This is a genomic window from Sunxiuqinia elliptica, from assembly GCF_900113005.1.
In the GTDB taxonomy this organism is placed as follows: Bacteria; Bacteroidota; Bacteroidia; order Bacteroidales; family Prolixibacteraceae; genus Sunxiuqinia; species Sunxiuqinia elliptica.
The window spans coordinates 1-17,491 of record NZ_FONW01000004.1 but is presented as its reverse complement, the minus strand read 5'-3'; the positions used below and the strand labels follow the sequence as shown (position 1 = coordinate 17,491).

The window sequence follows — 17,491 nt, the reverse complement described above, 5'->3', positions numbered from 1 at the left end:
TCGCATGAAACGCGCGCTAACAGTGTTTTTCTGTTTTAAAATAATGCTGTAATGTGTTTGATGTCGATACAAGAAAGCTAGTAGCAAATGAATTACGGAATTTCCGGTTTAAGCATTATTCCCTTAAGAAAAGATCCTTCAGAGCGAAGTGAGATGACGAGTCAGGTATTGTTCGGTGAACATTTTGAGGTCCACGAACAGTTTATGGGATGGTGCCGGGTTACGCATGGGTACGATGGGTATGAAGGTTGGATTGATCAAAAGATGATTACGGAGCTCTCGGAGCGGGCTTATTACAAAGTGGTGAATTCGCCTTCAGCAGTGTGTACCGATATTTTCAATATCATTCCGGTTGATGAAGAGCGAACCTTAATGATTGTTGCTGGAAGTACCTTGCCGTGTTGGCGTCCTTATAAAAAAGAGTTTTCAGTTAATCGGGACGTTTATCAAATGACTGGAAACTTTACTTATCAGGCTCCTATTGATGTTCGAAAATTCATTATACAACAAGCTTTGATGTATTTCAATGTTCCTTATTTGTGGGGAGGTCGTTCTCCAATGGGAATTGATTGCTCAGGTTTAACCCAGATCATTTACAAGCAAGCAGGTATTCAAATTCCTAGAGATGCGAGCCAACAGGTACATTTAGGAACCGCTTTTTCTTTTGTAGAAGAAGCTCAGCCAGGTGATTTGGCTTTCTTTGATAATGAAGAAGGGAACATTGTCCATGTTGGAATTATCTGGGAAAAGAACAAAATTATTCACTCTTCAGGTAAAGTTCGGATTGACAATGTCGACCAGTTCGGAATCTTTAATGTTGAGACAAAGCGTTATTCGCATAAAATGAGAGTGATGAAGCGTTTGATTGAGCCAGAAGAATAGGAGAGAATAAGTGCGATCAGAGCTCTTCAATTAATTGACTACAATAATGACACATACGTATAAATATCCGCGTCCGGCAGTTACGGTTGACGCCTTAATTTTAAAGAAGACAACAGCCGAAGTTTTATTGGTAAAGCGCGCCGGGAAACCTTTTAAGGATTGCTGGGCTCTTCCCGGAGGTTTTGTTGAGATGGATGAATTGCTTGAAGACGCTTGTTTGCGCGAACTGAAAGAGGAGACCGGTTTGGTGCTGAATCAAGTTGAGCAATTTCAGGTTTACGATGGACTTGAACGTGACCCCCGAGAGCGTATCCTTTCCGTTGTTTTTTATGGTTTTGCAGAAAAAGATGCGGAAGTTAAAGGCGGTGATGATGCTGCGGAAGCTGCTTGGTTTAAGCCGGATGAACTTCCTGAGCTTGCTTTTGATCATGCCACTATTATTCGTGATTTTCTAAAGCGCCTTGGGCAGTAATGAGAATATGCCAAGATTTTAGACCAATAGGCATTAGACGATAGATTTCTAGATGCTCGGATTCTCAGACAATTTCAAACGCTGGACTCCGAACTATTTCAAATTTTTTCAAACAACTTGGAACTTGAAATTTCGAACTTTGGGGCAATTCCTTGTTTGCGATGGGCAGCTTAGTCTCTTGTTTAAATCTTTCCTCTGCCTAATCCTGTCACCCCAGAATACTCTTAAGCAGTACTTCGTAGCTTTCTGATCCGCAGTTGAAAAGCAGGTCTAAACAACTTAAGTTGGGGGTAAACTGAAATTTGTCATCAAAAACCTGCGTGTAAGGATAGGCCTGAAAATGGGCATCAGGCAAGGCTTTTTGAGGCTTTGGATGAATGGCATCACGAAAGTTTAAACAGTTTTCGGGAACCTCTTCAAAGTCAGCGGTTCGCTTGATGGAATTAGGTACTTCCAGAATGCCCAGCACCGTTGCTAGAATCGCTTCATTGAAGTCAAGTAGGAAATTGGGCTTTGTTTCAAAAAAAAGCTGGAAATCATCTTGTAGTACTTCGAAAAACGGAGATGACTGGTAGGCTGAAACAATGGCCTGCCAATGAATATGCTGCCAGTTGGTATCGTACGAAATGCGAATATCCTTAATGAGCTGTTTTCGGCTTCGTCCCTTTTCTACCGGAACAACAAGTGCTTCTGGTCCATTGGCTGCCAAAATAATGGTTCGGTTCCGGTAAGTTTGCTTGCTAAAATTCTCAAAGGTTTCAATCCAGATGGTTGAATGCATCAATAGCTTAGAGAGGTACTGAACAGGAGGGAAATAGGCTGTGCTCAGTAAAATATCCTGGTTGTTCATAAAAGTTAATCCTTAAAAAAGCTTGGGTCGTCTTGTCCGTCGGTGATTTCAACACCTTCGGCATGGGGGTTTTCAAGAGCTTCGCTGTTTTGCTCTTCCAACTTAGTCAATCGTTTTTGTGTTTCTTTGAGTTGTCCTTTTAGTTTCCAAATTTTGGGGTAGCTGAGTAAGAGTGCTAAAACAACTCCCAGTATTAAACAAATGATTAGGGCAAGGACTAAGGAGACCTCATGTATATTCCAGAAAAAGACATGTAGATCAACAGTTGTTGGATTCTGTAATGTGAAAATAACCAGCAATAGAGCCAGTATCAGCAAAAAAATAATTCCAGCAGACATAATTTTGTTTTGGAGGAAATTTACTAAAAAAAAGGATAATGAGGCAAATCCCCATTATCCTTTTTATGCTGTTGTCTAAATTAATTAATGGACAAGGTTGAATAAGCGGTTCCAGCGAATGTTCGCCGGGAACCCTTTTTCTTTATCGAGTGAAAGCCAAATGAACACGGCTTTTCCAACCACATGATCTTCGGGAACAAATCCCCAATAGCGGGAATCTGCCGAGTTGTGGCGGTTGTCACCCATCATCCAATAATAATCCATTTCGAAAGTGTAGCTGTCTGTTGCTACACCATCAATATAAATTGTATTGTCTTTAACTTCCAGCTGGTGTCCCTCATAAATGCTGATGAGACGCTGATATAAAGGAAGGGTCTTCGCATTTAAATCAACAGTAACTCCTTTTTGAGGAATCGTCAGAGGTCCGAAATTATCAACGTTCCATGGGTATTGAGAATCGTGAGGAAAGATATTCCTATCCCAATTGCCAGCGGGAATATTGACTCGCTTGATGGAGGTAATATTGTTGAGTTGCTCTAATTCTTTGACATATTCATCGGTAAGTGGATATAAATATTGCGTATCGGAATAGATTTGTTGGTCCGCTTTGGCAATCCCTATTTTCTCCAGCGTTCGCTTATTAATGGGCGTTCCATTGGTTGTGATGATATAATCGTACTGAACGCCTGGAAAACTTTCTTGTGTTTTTCCATTGACATACAACTGACCGTCTTTCAATTCCAAAACATCACCAGGCGTTCCAACACATCGCTTGATGTAGTTTTCTCTTTTATCAACCGGACGGCTGATAATCTTTCCAAAGGTTCGTTTGTCGTTCCAAATTCGGTCTCTTCCATAGGAGCGTACCAATTGGTAGTAATCTTGGGTAGGCATATTCAGAGCTACCGTATCTCCATGCGGGAAGTTGAATACAACAACATCATTATTCTCAACATCACCAAATCCGGCCATTCGTTTGTAAGGGTTTTGAATCCATTCCAAGTATGATTTCTTGGTTTTTGATAAGGGCATGGTATGGTGCACAAATGGAAAAGAGAGTGGGGTGTTAGGCAATTTGGGGCCATAGGATGTTTTACTTACAAAAAGGAAATCGCCAACAAGCATTGATTTTTCCATGGATGAAGTTGGGATGGTGTAAGCTTCAATGAAAAACATGCGGATAAAAGTGGCGGCAATTACCGCAAAAATGATCGCATCAACCCATTCCACTACTTTGGTTTGTTTTCCGTTAGCAGGGTTTTTCTTTTTCCAGAAAGCCCAGTGTACCTTTTTGGTAACGTACATATCAAAAATAACAGCCAGGCCAATAAACCACCAGTAGCTTTCCATCCAAATTACCCACGAACTATAGATGAGGGCAACAACGATGAATTTGAACCATTTGTTCGTTAATATTTCTTTCATCGGTTTGAGTGTGTTATAAGTTTAAAAGATCATTCATGCTAAGTAAACCTTTTTTTCCGGCGCTGAACTCGGCAGCTAAAACGGCCCCTAAAGCAAAACCTTGGCGGCTTTTAGCACTATGCTCAATTTCAATATAATCAATTTCAGATTCGTATTTAATCCGGTGGATGCCCGGCACTTGCCCTTCGCGAATGGCTTCAATGTGCATTTGCTCGGCTTGTGATGGCGATTCGAGGGTCCAGCTTGTTTTTCCTGGATGAATGTCAAACAAGTCTTCGGCCAGTGTTATTGCAGTTCCACTTGGCGCATCCAACTTTTGCGTATGGTGGACTTCTTCCATCGTGATATCGTATTCGCTGCGGTTCTTCATCAGTTCAGCCAACTTTTTATTGAGGGCGAAAAACAGGTTTACGCCTAAACTAAAATTGGATGCATAAAAGAAGGTTCCATCTTTTTGCTGCATGGCTTTCAGTACCTCGTCTTTCTTTTCCAGCCATCCGGTGGTTCCACTAACAACAGGAACTCCGCTATCGAAGCAAAGAAGGTAGTTTTGAAGGGCAGATGATGGAATGGTGAATTCTATTGCTACATCAGCTTTTTCCAGATTTTCTACAGTCAAGTCTTGTTGGTTGTTTACATCGATGGTTAAAACGATCTCATGACCACGCTCTTTTGCTATGGCTTCAATTGCTTTTCCCATTTTTCCGTAACCAATTAATGCGATCTTCATATATCTTGTCTTATTTTATTAGCAAACTATTTTGAAATGCTCCCGGTTAGTCCTCTATCTGCTTTAACAGTAGGCAAGTACGAAAAAGGAAACATTCTTTCCAAAGTACTTGTTGTTGTATTACTCAGAAGCGTGACTATAACTTGAAAGTCAGGCCGGTTCATTTTGAAAGCTTACAAAGATATAAATTACATCATAAATGTATAATTCTGACCTGAGGCATTAAAGAAAATTCGATAAACAATGTTGAAAGGAAGTTGAACAAGATTGATTGATCGAGTAGTATTGCGAAAGGTTAAATTTGGGTTGTGTTTAGTTTATTGTTGATTAAGATTGACAGCATTTCACTATTTTTGAATGACCTCTTGGCTTACAACTAACGGTTTTAGCAATGATAGAGAGGTGTTGAACATGAACAGCAAAATTTAGGGTATGATTATAAATTCAGTTCCGCGGGTAGCCGCAATTCATGATTTGAGTGGTTTTGGGAGGGCTTCATTGACTGTAGTAATTCCTATTTTATCAGCCATGGGCGTACAGGTTTGCCCACTGCCAACAGCTGTTCTGTCATCGCATAGCGCTTACCCGGATTTGCATGCTGTTGATTTGAGCGATGACTTGCAGCCCATGATTGACCATTGGAAAAGGCTGGGGGTGGAGTTTGATGCGATATACTCAGGCTATTTAGCTGGTGCAGGCCAGGTGGATACGGTCAAGCGCTTTATTCATGATTTTTCAGGCAGTAAGCCTTTGGTGATGATTGACCCTGTATTGGGAGATAATGGAAAGCTGTATTCGGCCTACACGCCGGAAATGGTTGAAAAGATGAAAGATTTAGTTCAGCTGGCCGACGTAATTACGCCCAATCTAACCGAAGCAGCTTACCTGTTGGGCGAAAAGCATGATACGTCGATTGGCTTGGATGAAATAAAGCAGTGGGCCAGACGGCTGGCTGATATGGGACCCGATAAGGTGATTATTACGAGTGCGCCTGATCAAAGTAAAAATAATAATACATCGGTTGTGGCGTTTAATAAAACAGACCAACGCTTTTGGCGTGTGAGTTGTGATTACATCCCCGCCCATTATCCAGGAACAGGTGATGCGTTTGCCAGTGTCATGGTTGGCGCACTTTTGCAAGGCGATAGTTTACCGATTGCCTTGGATCGTGCCGTGCAGTTTATTTCCTTGGGGGTAAGGGCAACTTTTGGGCACAACCGTCAGGCGACTGAGGGTATTTTATTGGAGAAGATGTTGCCTTCGCTGAATGCTCCGGTTCAGATAAGTAGTTACCAGTTGTTAGATTAAACCATTATTTTAAAGAAAGGTAGTAGAAATGAAAGCTATTCGTTTAGTTGCCACTGATTTGGATGGCACGTTTTTGAAAGATGACAAATCAATTAGTGACGAAGATCTCCAGATGCTTGAAGTGCTTGGAGAACGAAAAGTTTTGCGGGTTGTTGCAACTGGCCGTAATCTGAAAAAAGTACACGAAGTTTTGCCAAAACACCTGCCTTTTGACTATGTGGCGTTTTCATCAGGAGCTGGAATTTGTGAATGGAAGAGTCAGCGATTGGTGTATCGCCAGAATATGATCAAAGAAACGACCAATGCGATTATTCGTTATTTTATTGAACGAGATACAAATTTCCATTTATTCCGGGCAGTGCCTGAAAACTCAACGTGTTGGTATTACAAAGGAAGTAAAGCCTGCAATGAATTCGAACGCTATTTTGAGTTTCACAATTCTGTTTCGGAACCGCTGCCATCTTCGCAACAGATTGATGGTGAGGCTTGCCAGTTTTTGGTTATTTTCCCGAACCAAATGGAGCTTTTCTTAAAAGTAAAGCAAGATCTTGAAGAGCGCTTTGATGACATCAAAGTCGTGAGAACAAGCTCACCTTTGGATACCGGCTATATTTGGATGGAGATCTTCCATAAGGATGTTTCAAAGGGAAATGCCGTTAAATTTTTATGTGACCACGAGAACATTCATCACCATTTAACTTTCGGTATTGGTAACGACTACAATGATCTGGATCTGTTAAATTTCACCTCTTATTCTTATTTAGTTGAGAATGGTCCGGAAGAATTGAAAGCAAACTATCGCCAAGCTGTTTCTAATCAGCAAAGTGCATTCAGCAATAGTTTAAAAAAGTACCTGTAGCGAGCTAGCGAATGGCTGGGCCTACTTCAGGTAAAGATTGCTGTCGCCATAGCTCAGGAAGCGATAGTTGTTGTCAAGTGCGTGTTGGTAAATCTGTTTCCAATTGTCTCCAAGGTAGGCTGCAATCAAAAGCAAAAGGGTGCTTTGTGGTTGATGAAAATTGGTAATCATTCCGTCAACTACTCTAAAATTGTAGCCAGGCACGATAATAATTTGTGTCGAAGCTGTCAGGTGATTGATGGAGTGCTTGTCCATAAAGTCAATCAGGGCTTGTAAAGCTTGTGTTTTTGAGGCTTCTGTTGTGTTTTGATAAGGTTGCCATTGGGAAATGTGCAAACTATCAGGCGCTTGATCTTCGTTGTCGATGAAGCTAGTGCCAAGCCAATATAAGCTTTCAAGGGTGCGAATAGACGTAGTGCCTACCGCGATAATTGGGTTGCGCTGCTTTTGGAGACGAACGAGCAACTCGCGAGTCACTAGAAACTGTTCAGCATGCATCTCATGGTCGGCAATTGTGGCAGCTTTTACGGGTTTAAAAGTTCCTGCTCCAACATGTAGGGTAACCTCAGCGGTTGTGATGTTTTTTTGCTGAAACGTTTGGAAAACTTGATCTGTGAAATGTAGCCCAGCGGTTGGTGCAGCTACCGATCCTTTTACTTTCGAGTAGATGGTTTGGTAACGCTCTAAATCGCTGCTTTCGGTTTCGCGATGTAGGTATGGTGGAATTGGTAAAATGCCGCATGCTTCAATCAGGCTTGAGAAATCAACGGACTCATCATCCCAGCTAAATTGAACCAGGACGTTGCCTTCCGATTGGCTAATTTTTTTTGCCGTTAGCACGACCTCCTTACCATTAATTGGGATTCGTCTTTGTAAAGGCTCTTGTTTCCACTTTTTGAGGTTGCCAACCATGCAGTTCCAGCTACAGGATTTGGTTTGCTGAAAAGCTAACTGGTAATCTGCAGGAGTGTGCGGGTCAAGACAAAAAATTTCGATTTGGGCTCCCGTTGTTTTCTGAAAAGGCAAACGCGCCCGAATAACCTTGGTGTTATTAAAAACCAATAGGCTTTCTTCTGGAAGAAATTCAGCAATTGTTCCAAAGTTAGCATCTTGAATGGTTCCGTTTTGCCACACCAATAGTTTGGAGGCATCACGTTCGGCTAGCGGATACTTGGCTATTTTGGCATCCGGAAGCTCGTAGTTAAGAGCCTGTGCACTTTGATCAAAAACGGGAGTAGTCGAAGTTTTTTTATTCATGGGCGGCAAAAATACAGAATAATTATTGTCAGTTAAAATAGTTCTTAATTTTGTAGTAAAAATTACAACGAAATGATAAAAGTAGGTGATCGGGTAAAATTTATGAATGATGTAGGTGGAGGTGTCGTAACCAAAGTCTTAAGTAAATCAATGGTTCATGTAGAAAATGAAGATGGATTTGAAATTCCAACACTGGTTTCAGAACTGGTTGTTGTGAATGATGATCCGGTATCAACCGGAAAACCATCGGTTGAGCAATTTGCAGCTCAAGCAAAACCCGAAAAACAAATACCGGAAGTAGAGCCAGCCAAATCTGATAATGTGATCATTGAAGGAAATGATGAGCCAAACTTCCAATTAGCTTTTGTGCCTGAGAATAGCCAGAACCCGCTGGATGGAACGATTCGCTTATATCTGATCAATGATAGTAACTTTTCAGTTTTATATCATTTTTCCGAATTTAAGTCGAATGAATACTCGAGCAAGGAAGCGGGCGAGTTGGAGCCTAATACAAAGTTGTGGTTGGACTCCATTTCGCAGGTGGATATTGCAGAGTTGCCTGAGTATTTCTTTCAACTGATTTACTTCAAGGAGAAGTCAAATCGCTTGGAACAGCCTCTGGAGGCTTCCGTAAAAGTAAATGCGGTGAAGTTTTACAAATCAGGAAGTTTTGCATCGAATGAGTTTTTCACTGAAAAGGCCATGGTGATCAAGCTGAATCAATCGGCTATGGAAAAGGCTGTTGAAGCATTGTCTCCTAAAGAATTGAAAAAGGCAGCACGTGAGAAAGAACCTGCGCGCAAAGTGAAACCTGTGGTTGAAAAAACTGACTTATTAGAGGTTGATCTGCATATTCATGAATTGATTGATGATACTGCTGGCCTATCGAATAAGGAAATGCTGGAGTTACAGATGAATCATTTTCGGGAGAAAATGGAGGAGGCCATTAAAAAGCAGGTGAAGAAAGTGGTTTTTATCCATGGACTTGGCAATGGCACTTTGAAGCAGGAGTTACGCCGGGAGCTTTCTTATAAATACAAAAAATATAATTTTCAGGATGCGAGCTTTCAAGAATATGGTTATGGAGCGACACTCGTGATTTTGAGAAAATAGTTGATGAAATAGGATACGAATTGTTTCGTAATTTCTAATTTTGCCGCGCAGACCGCTCTATCGCCTTCTGGCTTTTGTCAGAATGAGGAAAGTCCGGGCAGCAAAGGGCACCATGCTTCTTAATGGGAAGGTGGGCGAAAGCTTGCAGTAGCGTAACAGAAAATGACCGCCTCGTGTATTCGGGGTAAGGGTGAAAAGGTGAGGTAAGAGCTCACCGGTTTCGGGGGTAATCTCGAAAGCCGTACGCCTCATGGGTTGCAAGACCAAATATATCACGATAGGGGCGGCCCGTCCTGTTTCAACTCGTTTGAAAGTCGTGAGGGGTAGGTTGCTAGATCGTAGCAGTGATGCTACGGCCAGATAAATGATAGAGGTTCTCTTCTTCGGAAAAGAATACAGAACCCGGCTTATAGGTCTGCTTTTTATTATCACAAGACAAACTATTTGAACAGTATGATGTTATGATAGTTTGTCTTGTGTTTTTTTAGCCTGTCTGGAAAAGAGGAGGGACGATGACTGAAGGAATTGAGAAAAGGTTAAAATAGTCAAGTCGCAACTTATGGGCTATTCTCCATAATTTATAGTTTGTCTGTCCGTTGATTAAAAAAATAATAGGCAAATTTAATTCGATAAGATGACCATGTAATACTTTTTTGAGTGAAACAGGTGCTTGATTAAAAGAGTTGTCTTGCTGGCGATGAAAGTATAAAGACATGAGTCATTATCGAAAAACAAACAATTTTAGACGAATGAAAAAACAAATTGTCCTCGCATTTTTAGTGTTTTCTTCAATGCTGAATGGTTTTACTCAGACAAGGAGTAATTTCCCTTCTATTGATATCGAGTCCCGGTCAATGGTGTCTTCAGCAGATGAAGTTCCATTTTGGATGCAGATGAATCAGCAAGGAATATACGATTCAAAAGATTCTTTTCAGCAATTATTCCTGCTTGGGCTTACAAGCCAGGAGTCCAATAAAGAGATCAATAAGGTGCAATTAACCTATGGCCTTTTAGCTGCAGGAAGAGTCTCAGATCATTCGGATTTTCAGCTGGTCAATTACTGGGGACGTGTGAATTGGAAAAACTGGTATATTCATATGGGCGCTAAGCCTGAGCCTGTTTTTGGCAATGGCTTGTCGCTAACCAATGGAAACTTGTTTCTGTCAAATAATGCAAGGCCAATGCCTCGTGTCGGATTTGGAACCAATGATTTTCAATTGTTTCAATCAGGCTGGTTAAGTCGTTTTGCTTTTGACTTTGAATATAATGAGTATTTTTTTAATGATGACCGCTATGTTGAGGATGCTAACTTACACCATAAACGGTTGGATGTAAAATATACCTTTTTGCCTAAGTGGGAGCTTTCCGTTGGCTTGGATCATTGGGTATTCTGGGGTGGTGTTTCTCCAACGTTGGGCAAAATACCTGGCTGGGAAGATTATTTTAGATACATAACAGGCCGTGTCGGTGGCGATAGTGCTCCATCAATTGATCAGGCTAACGTTGCTGGAAATCAATTGGGGCAGTACTTGGTATCTATCACGAATCGTGGAGAGCATAACCATTGGAAGTTTTATTGGCAGCACCTTTGGGAAGATCGGTCAGGGATACAATTGGAAAATGCTCCAGATGGTTTGTGGGGGATAATGTGGCATCGTAAAACTGAATCCTATCCCTTGTTGGAAGCAATGGTTGTTGAGTACACCAATACCCGAGACCAGAGTGGCGAGTATCATAAGCATCGTCCGGATCCTGAAAATTCGGACTACGAGATAGGAGAAGGGCGTGATAACTATTTTACTCATGGCGTGTATCGCTCCGGATTTGTAAGTTACAATCGAATGATGGGACTTCCATTGTTTATCCCTGCAATTGGGGAAGATGGCATTTCTACAGGATTTTCAAATACCCGTTTGTGGGGGATCCATCAAGGAATGAGTGGTTGGCTTTCTGAAGATATTGAATGGAAATCTTGGTTAACCTATTCAAAGCATTACGGGAACTATGGTGCTGAATATGACTCGCCAAAATCTTGGTTGTCCGTGGCCGCTCAAGTTGGTTATCTGGTTCCAAATAGTCATTGGCAGGTGAAAGCTAAAGTGGCTTACGATGATGGTTCCGTTTTGGATTCTGGCTTTGGTGCAGAGCTTCGTCTCTTGTATGCTTTTTAAGGAAACGATTGAGCTAATCAGAAGGTCGGTTAGTCAGTTGATAAAATAGAATGAGAGCTTTGGGATACTCTTTTAACGTATCCAAAAGCTCTCATTTTTTTATTTTGTTTGTGCGTTCAGCACTTTGTGATATTCAGGGGTTGTAGGGGATAACCCATTTGAAACTATTAGTTCTGATAGATTTTCTTTTCGTAAATTTTGTCGTTTGCTTTTACGATATGGAAAGGATCTTCGTGAATTGGTAGGCCACTTGATAAAATTCGACGAGTAAGTTGAATTTGTCGTGCTCTTTTTTGTTTGATGCTTTTCTGATTCTTGTGAAGAAATCCGACAATGGAAAAGCTAGTTGCTAACGTAAGCACAAAACTCATTGTTGTAGACAAGTAATTCATCGTAACCAAACTTAGTAAAACAAAGAAAGAAGTATATAAGATTAAAAATCCACTGGCTTGTAGATGTTTCATTCCTGATTTTATTAGAATATGATGGATGTGGTTCATATCTGGCGAGAACGGAGAACGTTTTTGGGAAATACGTATTGTAAAAACCCTTAAAGTATCAGTCACTGGCACGATAAATAAAGCCAATATAAATGTTGGTCCATTAGCAATTTGCAATGATTCAGGTGCTGAAATATTGAAGCTTAAAAACTTGATAGCCAAAATTCCTAGAAGACCTCCTAGAACCATTGAACCAGTATCTCCCATGAAAATCTTATTTTCTCCTCCCCAAAGATTAAATCTCATAAAGGCAAGCAGACTTCCTGTTACCGCAAAGCTTAAAATGGCATATTCCAAATGCCCAGCTATGAGAAACCATCCTCCAAGTATTCCAGAAATAAAGATGGTGATTCCGGATGCAAGCCCATCAATTCCATCAATAAGGTTGATTGAGTTAATAATAAAAAGAAGTAGCATGAAGGATAAGGGGGCGCTAATCCAGATGCTGATTTGGTTTAAGTAAAATAAATTAGATAAGCTTTTGATTTGAATCCCTCCAAGAAAAACTAGAATGGCCGCTGCAGCAATTTGAATCATAAGTTTTTTTCTGGGGGCAATTACCAGAATATCATCTTTCAACCCGATAAAGAACAGCATGATTAGTGCGGCAATAATGTATCTCATTTCAGGGAAAGAAAGTTTCCCAATAAAGAGCGTTGAAGCTAGCGTAATACCTATAAAAATACCAACTCCTCCCAGTGTAGGGACAACCGTTTTGTTTAGTTTCCTTGAATTTGGAACATCAAAAAGATGCTTTTCTTGTGAGATTCTGACAATTGGCGGAATACACAAATAAGTAAATAGAAAACTAAAAACTACAGTGCAGAATATATTAAATAGTGATTCAGTCATATCAAATTATTTAAACTTACAAATATAGTTATAAAATATGCTGTTCAGCATTTTTTGTGTTATTATAACGTTTCTTTTTCCCAATCAGATATGATTGAGTTGTATTATTATTCGATAACTAATCGATTTATTTTGAACTATTTTTCAAATTAGATTAATCCGACAGAGTCTTTTTGGTCCATTTTTGTTAGAATGGTTACTTTTGACATCTGAAAAATGAGAGTATAATTGTGGCATATAAATTGATCGTCTCTTGTTTCTTTGTTATATTCTGTTTAGTAAAATTTAATTGTTTATGCATCTTAATGACTCTTTACTCCTAAACAAGATGAAGTTTTGAGAAATTAGTTGCGTCACAAATAAAAAAATATGATTCGAGCAGTGAATTACAAATGGTATGCCGTTTATGTCAAATCCAGAGCAGAAAAGAAAGCTTTGACTGAACTAACCTTAAAAGGGGTAAATGCGTATTTGCCTCTTAGAGTTGTAAAACGAAAATGGAGCGACCGGGTGAAACTAGTTGAAGAACCCTTGTTACGAGGCTATCTGTTTGTTTTTGTAAGCGAAAGGGAATATCTAACCGTGTTACAAACACCTGGTGTTGTGGGGTATGTGAAATTTGAGGGAAAGGCCGCTGCTATCCCCGAAAGGGAAATAGAAAACTTGAAAATATTTTTAGAGCGAAATAAAGCTTTTGTCGACGTGAGTTATGAAAACATCGCTAAGGGGCAAAAAGTGAAAGTCGTTGGAGGTCCTTTGGAAGGCATTGAAGGAGAGGTTTTTGAGTTGAGGGGGAAAAAGCGTATCAGCTTGAGATTTGAGACTTTGGGCTGCTCTGTTTTTGCCGATGTTTCATTGGAGTTACTAGAAAAGATTGAACTTATAAACTCTTAGCTGGAGCTTGCCTCTTTGTGAAGTTTAAATCTGTTGATTAGATAGTTGTAAAGCAGGATTCCAATTCCTAATCCAGTTGCATTGGCCAAAATATCTAACCAGGAAAAATGACGTCCAGAGCGCATCAGGATTTGTAGAATTTCCATTACCAATCCCCATAAAAGAATGAAGGCATAAAGGGTAATGCGTTTTGTTGGTTTGGAGTGAAAGGTCCATAAGAGGATGATTGCCAGATTAAAATACATTCCAATATGAATGAGTTTATCGGCATAGGGGAAAAGCGGAACCTTCGGAAGGTCTTGTGCTGGCAGCAAGGACAAAAGCATCACGATGGCAATATATAGGAATGATAAAAAGAGCTTTGCCTTAAAAGGAATATGATTGAATAGTTTGTGCATTTCTAGTTTTTTTCAGGACAGTTTATTTTTTTGCTTCTTGTTAATAACAATTTAAACGCGACTTTATTGTTGATGGCTTGTTTTTCTCATTTTGAGAAAAATTATGTCGTTTTGATTAACGTTTTTTTCTGAATAGTTATTTGTATTGGCTTATTTCTGTCTTTTCGGTAAACAACTTTTCGTTCAGTTTAGTTTTATCTTTTTTTATTCTTGACCTTATCCTAATAAAAGGGGATGGTTTCACATTTACTAACGAAACTGGAAGGGAATATCACAACAAAAGGGGATTGTTGAACCAGATTGTTTCGGGTAATTTTGTTTCTTCGAAACAATTAGACTTGGCGAGAGTTGCACTAGCGAAAAAAAGCTGGTGGTTGCAAACGTCGCTTCTTTAAAATGATACTGAAATGATTGAGCAAACGGATAAGGTTCACAAAGAGACAATTTCTAGTCTTCGCCCGGGAGAGAGAGGAATAATTCAAAATTTCTCGGTTGATCACATACCATTAAAATTACAAGAAATGGGGTGTTTACCTGGAAACGAGGTTCTCTTAATTCAATGGGCACCTTTTAAGGATCCCTTGTTTTTAAGTATAAATGGTAATAATCTGGCTATCCGTAAAGAAATGGCAGCCTTAATCGAAATTTCAAAAGTGTTGTCGAAGTAGCAATGGATAAAACCCTTCGTGTTGCCTTAATTGGCAATCCCAATACCGGTAAAACATCGTTGTTTAACGCACTAACCGGTTTAAATCAGAAAGTAGGAAATTACCCGGGAATTACAGTTGAAAAGAAGCAGGGAAGTTGCCATCTCCCCTCGGGGAAAAAGGCACGGATCCTGGATTTACCCGGCACATACAGCTTGAATGCTTCATCTGCCGATGAACAGTTGGTTGTTGAGTTACTGTTGAATCGTTCTCATTCGGACTTCCCGGATGTTGCAGTGGTTGTCGCTGATGTTGAAAATTTAAAGCGTAATCTAATTTTATATACGCAAATCAAGGACCTGGGGATTCCTGCAGTTCTGGTAATAAATATGGCAGACCGCATGGAACGTCAAGGAATTACACTGGACATAGCGTTACTGGAAGAGCGGCTGCAAACTAAAGTGGTGCTTGTTAGTACCCGCAAAAAGCAAGGAATTGATCAGTTGAGAGGTCTGCTTGACAGTCACGAACAACAAGCAAGCGGACAGTGCGTCGATGTAAGCGACATTGATAATAGCTACTTTAAGCATTTGCAGGAAGCATTTCCAAAGGAGGACATTTATCGGCTTTGGCTGGTGGTGTCTCAAAGTAATGATTTGAAAAGAATTGATTCGGATTTGTTGCCCGTTAATCATTATTCAGAAAGAAATACTTCTGAGATCAAACGTTTACAACAGAAAGAGACGATTGCCCGATATGTTTTTATCAATCGCTTTATGAAGGAAGCCTATCAGGTTGATTTAACTAAAGCAAAAGATTGGCGAAGCATTCTTGATCGAATTTTGACACATAAAGTATTTGGATACTTAATCTTTTTCATGGTGATGTTGCTGATTTTTCAGGCTATTTACAATTGGAGCAGTATTCCAATGGATTGGATTGATCAAGGGTTTGCATCGCTAAGTGAATGGACTCAAAACAAACTACCAGAAGGAGCTTTTACGAGCTTATTAGCCGAAGGAATTATTCCTGGGATTGGGGGAATCGTCATTTTTGTTCCGCAAATTGCCTTTCTTTTTCTTTTTGTATCACTATTAGAGGAAAGTGGGTATATGAGCCGAATTGTCTTTCTAATGGATCGGGTAATGAGGCGTTTTGGCTTGAGTGGGAAAAGCGTTGTTCCACTGATTTCAGGAACAGCATGTGCTATTCCTGCAGTAATGGCGGCTCGAAATATCGAAAATTGGAAAGAACGGCTAATCACCATTTTGGTAACTCCTTTCACAACATGCTCTGCCCGGTTGCCCGTATATTTAATTATTATCGCGTTGGTTATTCCCGACGAAACAGTAGCAGGAATCAACCTACAGGGACTGACCTTAATGGTTTTATACCTCTTGGGCTTTGGTATGGCCGTTTTTTCTGCTTTTATCCTCGACCGGGTAATTAAAAATCGGGCTCGCTCATTCTTTGTAGTTGAAATGCCTGCCTACAAAATGCCGCTTTTTAAGAATGTTGCTTATACCGTTTTTGAAAAGACTAAAAGTTTTGTTTGGGTTGCGGGGAAAATCATTCTGGCTATTTCAATAGTTCTTTGGTTTTTAGCGTCTAACGGCTATTCTGATGATTATCATCGAGCCGAAGAGATTGTAACGGAGCAAGTTGCAGATAATCCTCCAATGAGCGATTTAGAATTGCAAACTGCGATTGCTTCATATAAGTTAAAACACTCTTATCTAGGGGTACTTGGACATGCTATTGAGCCGGTGATTAGACCTCTAGGATATGATTGGAAGATTGGAATTGCCTTAGTTAGTTCGTTTGCTGCCCGCGAGGTTTTTGTTGGGACCTTGGCCACAATCTATAGCGTCGGGAGTGAAGAAGAGGAAACAATTAAGGAGCGAATGGCTAACGATGTTAATTTGGAGACCGGGAAAAAGTTGTTTGATTTCCCAACAGGAATCTCCTTGCTACTCTTTTATGCCTTTGCCTTACAATGCATGAGTACCTTGGCGATTGTAAAAAAGGAAACGAATAGTTGGAAATGGCCGTTGATCCAATTAGTGATGATGTCTGGTTTTGCCTATTTAGTGGCTATGGGAGCCTATCAGGTTTTGAGTTAATCGAAAGTAAACGAAATGGAATTGAACTTACAAGACATATTAGCTTATCTAGCGGTAATTGCAGCTGTTGTTTTTCTAATTCGTAAATTCTTTTTCAATAAGAAAAAATCGGATTCAGGCTGCGGAGGTACTGATTGTGGATGTCATTAAACCAGAAATGGTGTTCCTATTCTGGTTTAATGATTAGCAATTAGTGATAAGCTGGAGCCAAAGGCTGAGTCTAATTGAGATTTCAGCCTTCTTCTGTTTTTAGTTTGCTCGAATAAAGGTGATTGTTTTCGTGCTTTAGGGGAAGTGACCTTATCTCATATGTTCGGAGTATTGAGGGGGGGATACTTATTCTAACGAATTATGGAGTTGCTACATTTGATCGGACAATAAGTTAAGGTATGATTGGCCTTAAATTTTATCTTAGTATGATGAACAAGGCAAGAAGGACTTTTACAAGAGAATTTAAGCTTAACGCAGTTGAACTTAGTTACGAAAGAGGCAACATAGTAGAGCTAGCTAATGAGCTGAAGATCCGTCCAGAGTTAATTTATCGATGGCGTAGTGAGCTAGCCAGTTGTGAGGGAGCAAGTTTCCCGGGAAACGGTAATCCTAAATTAACAGAAGAACAAAGAGAGATTGCTCGTCTTCAAAAGGAATTGGCAGACATGAAAATGGAACGGG

Annotated in this window: 18 protein-coding genes and 1 other RNA gene; 12 read left to right on the top strand and 7 right to left on the bottom strand. The window is 40.1% G+C overall.

Features of this window, described 5'->3' with window-relative positions; all coding sequences use genetic code 11:
• The first annotated feature begins 87 nt into the window (after window positions 1-87).
• Both BM156_RS09885 and BM156_RS09880 read left to right on the top strand, forming a co-directional pair.
• A complete protein-coding gene (locus BM156_RS09885; RefSeq protein ID WP_093919712.1) occupies window positions 88-882 on the top strand; it encodes a C40 family peptidase in 795 nt (264 codons plus the stop codon).
• A 46-nt stretch (window positions 883-928) separates the two neighbouring features.
• Complete coding sequence (locus tag BM156_RS09880) at window positions 929-1,354, top strand: NUDIX domain-containing protein (RefSeq protein ID WP_093919711.1); 426 nt, start codon at window positions 929-931, stop codon at window positions 1,352-1,354.
• A 208-nt stretch (window positions 1,355-1,562) separates the two neighbouring features.
• On the opposite strand, the gene BM156_RS09875 is transcribed toward BM156_RS09880, so the two are convergent.
• From BM156_RS09875 to dapB, 4 genes are all read right to left on the bottom strand, one after another.
• Window positions 1,563-2,204: a WbqC family protein gene (locus BM156_RS09875; RefSeq protein ID WP_093919710.1), complete on the bottom strand. Its 642-nt coding sequence runs from the start codon at window positions 2,202-2,204 to the stop codon at window positions 1,563-1,565.
• A 5-nt stretch (window positions 2,205-2,209) separates the two neighbouring features.
• Entirely contained in the window at window positions 2,210-2,542 is a 333-nt protein-coding gene (locus tag BM156_RS09870; protein ID WP_093919709.1) for a LapA family protein, read from the bottom strand.
• Window positions 2,543-2,626: 84 nt separating this feature from the next.
• Entirely contained in the window at window positions 2,627-3,967 is a 1,341-nt protein-coding gene (gene lepB / locus BM156_RS09865; protein ID WP_093919708.1) for a signal peptidase I, read from the bottom strand.
• A gap of 13 nt (window positions 3,968-3,980) precedes the next feature.
• Complete coding sequence (gene dapB, locus BM156_RS09860; RefSeq protein WP_093919707.1) at window positions 3,981-4,697, bottom strand: 4-hydroxy-tetrahydrodipicolinate reductase; 717 nt, start codon at window positions 4,695-4,697, stop codon at window positions 3,981-3,983.
• Window positions 4,698-5,129: 432 nt separating this feature from the next.
• On the opposite strand from dapB, the gene BM156_RS09855 reads away from it, so the two are divergent.
• Window positions 5,130-6,005, top strand: coding sequence for a pyridoxamine kinase (locus BM156_RS09855; RefSeq protein WP_093919706.1), 876 nt, complete (start codon window positions 5,130-5,132; stop codon window positions 6,003-6,005).
• 28 nt (window positions 6,006-6,033) lie between these two features.
• Window positions 6,034-6,864, top strand: coding sequence for an HAD-IIB family hydrolase (locus BM156_RS09850; RefSeq protein WP_093919705.1), 831 nt, complete (start codon window positions 6,034-6,036; stop codon window positions 6,862-6,864).
• 21 nt (window positions 6,865-6,885) lie between these two features.
• Here BM156_RS09850 and BM156_RS09845 read toward each other — a convergent pair whose 3' ends face one another.
• Entirely contained in the window at window positions 6,886-8,121 is a 1,236-nt protein-coding gene (locus BM156_RS09845; RefSeq protein WP_093919704.1) for an S-adenosylmethionine:tRNA ribosyltransferase-isomerase, read from the bottom strand.
• Window positions 8,122-8,193: 72 nt separating this feature from the next.
• Between BM156_RS09845 and BM156_RS09840 the strand changes: the two genes are divergently transcribed.
• The 3 genes from BM156_RS09840 to BM156_RS09825 all read left to right on the top strand — a co-directional run bounded on the left by BM156_RS09840 (window position 8,194) and on the right by BM156_RS09825 (window position 11,405).
• Window positions 8,194-9,234, top strand: a complete 1,041-nt coding sequence (locus tag BM156_RS09840; RefSeq protein ID WP_093919703.1) for a Smr/MutS family protein — start codon at window positions 8,194-8,196, stop codon at window positions 9,232-9,234.
• 44 nt (window positions 9,235-9,278) lie between these two features.
• An RNA gene (rnpB, locus tag BM156_RS09835) (RNase P RNA component class A) lies at window positions 9,279-9,660 on the top strand.
• 323 nt (window positions 9,661-9,983) lie between these two features.
• Window positions 9,984-11,405, top strand: a complete 1,422-nt coding sequence (locus BM156_RS09825; protein ID WP_170846924.1) for a capsule assembly Wzi family protein — start codon at window positions 9,984-9,986, stop codon at window positions 11,403-11,405.
• Between the two features lie 167 nt (window positions 11,406-11,572).
• On the opposite strand, the gene BM156_RS09820 is transcribed toward BM156_RS09825, so the two are convergent.
• A complete protein-coding gene (locus BM156_RS09820) occupies window positions 11,573-12,757 on the bottom strand; it encodes a glycosyltransferase family 4 protein (RefSeq protein WP_093919700.1) in 1,185 nt (394 codons plus the stop codon).
• A gap of 369 nt (window positions 12,758-13,126) precedes the next feature.
• Here BM156_RS09820 and BM156_RS09815 point away from each other — a divergent pair, with 369 nt between their 5' ends.
• A complete protein-coding gene (locus BM156_RS09815) occupies window positions 13,127-13,651 on the top strand; it encodes a UpxY family transcription antiterminator (RefSeq protein WP_093919699.1) in 525 nt (174 codons plus the stop codon).
• Here the strand turns inward: BM156_RS09815 and BM156_RS09810 are convergent.
• Window positions 13,648-14,049, bottom strand: coding sequence for a VanZ family protein (locus tag BM156_RS09810; RefSeq protein WP_093919698.1), 402 nt, complete (start codon window positions 14,047-14,049; stop codon window positions 13,648-13,650). The two genes, BM156_RS09815 and BM156_RS09810, sit on opposite strands and share 4 nt — an antisense overlap.
• A 407-nt stretch (window positions 14,050-14,456) precedes the next feature.
• On the opposite strand from BM156_RS09810, the gene BM156_RS09805 reads away from it, so the two are divergent.
• From BM156_RS09805 to BM156_RS09790, 4 genes are all read left to right on the top strand, one after another.
• Window positions 14,457-14,717 (top strand): FeoA family protein, encoded by a 261-nt coding sequence (locus BM156_RS09805; RefSeq protein ID WP_093919697.1) that lies wholly within the window; start codon window positions 14,457-14,459, stop codon window positions 14,715-14,717.
• A 2-nt stretch (window positions 14,718-14,719) separates the two neighbouring features.
• Window positions 14,720-16,819 carry a ferrous iron transport protein B gene (gene feoB / locus BM156_RS09800; RefSeq protein ID WP_093919696.1) on the top strand — a complete coding sequence of 700 codons (2,100 nt, stop codon included), beginning with the start codon at window positions 14,720-14,722 and terminating at the stop codon, window positions 16,817-16,819.
• 15 nt (window positions 16,820-16,834) lie between these two features.
• Window positions 16,835-16,969: a FeoB-associated Cys-rich membrane protein gene (locus tag BM156_RS20935; protein ID WP_093919695.1), complete on the top strand. Its 135-nt coding sequence runs from the start codon at window positions 16,835-16,837 to the stop codon at window positions 16,967-16,969.
• Window positions 16,970-17,235: 266 nt separating this feature from the next.
• A partial coding sequence (locus BM156_RS09790; RefSeq protein WP_170846923.1) for a transposase occupies window positions 17,236-17,491 on the top strand: 256 nt, incomplete at its 3' end.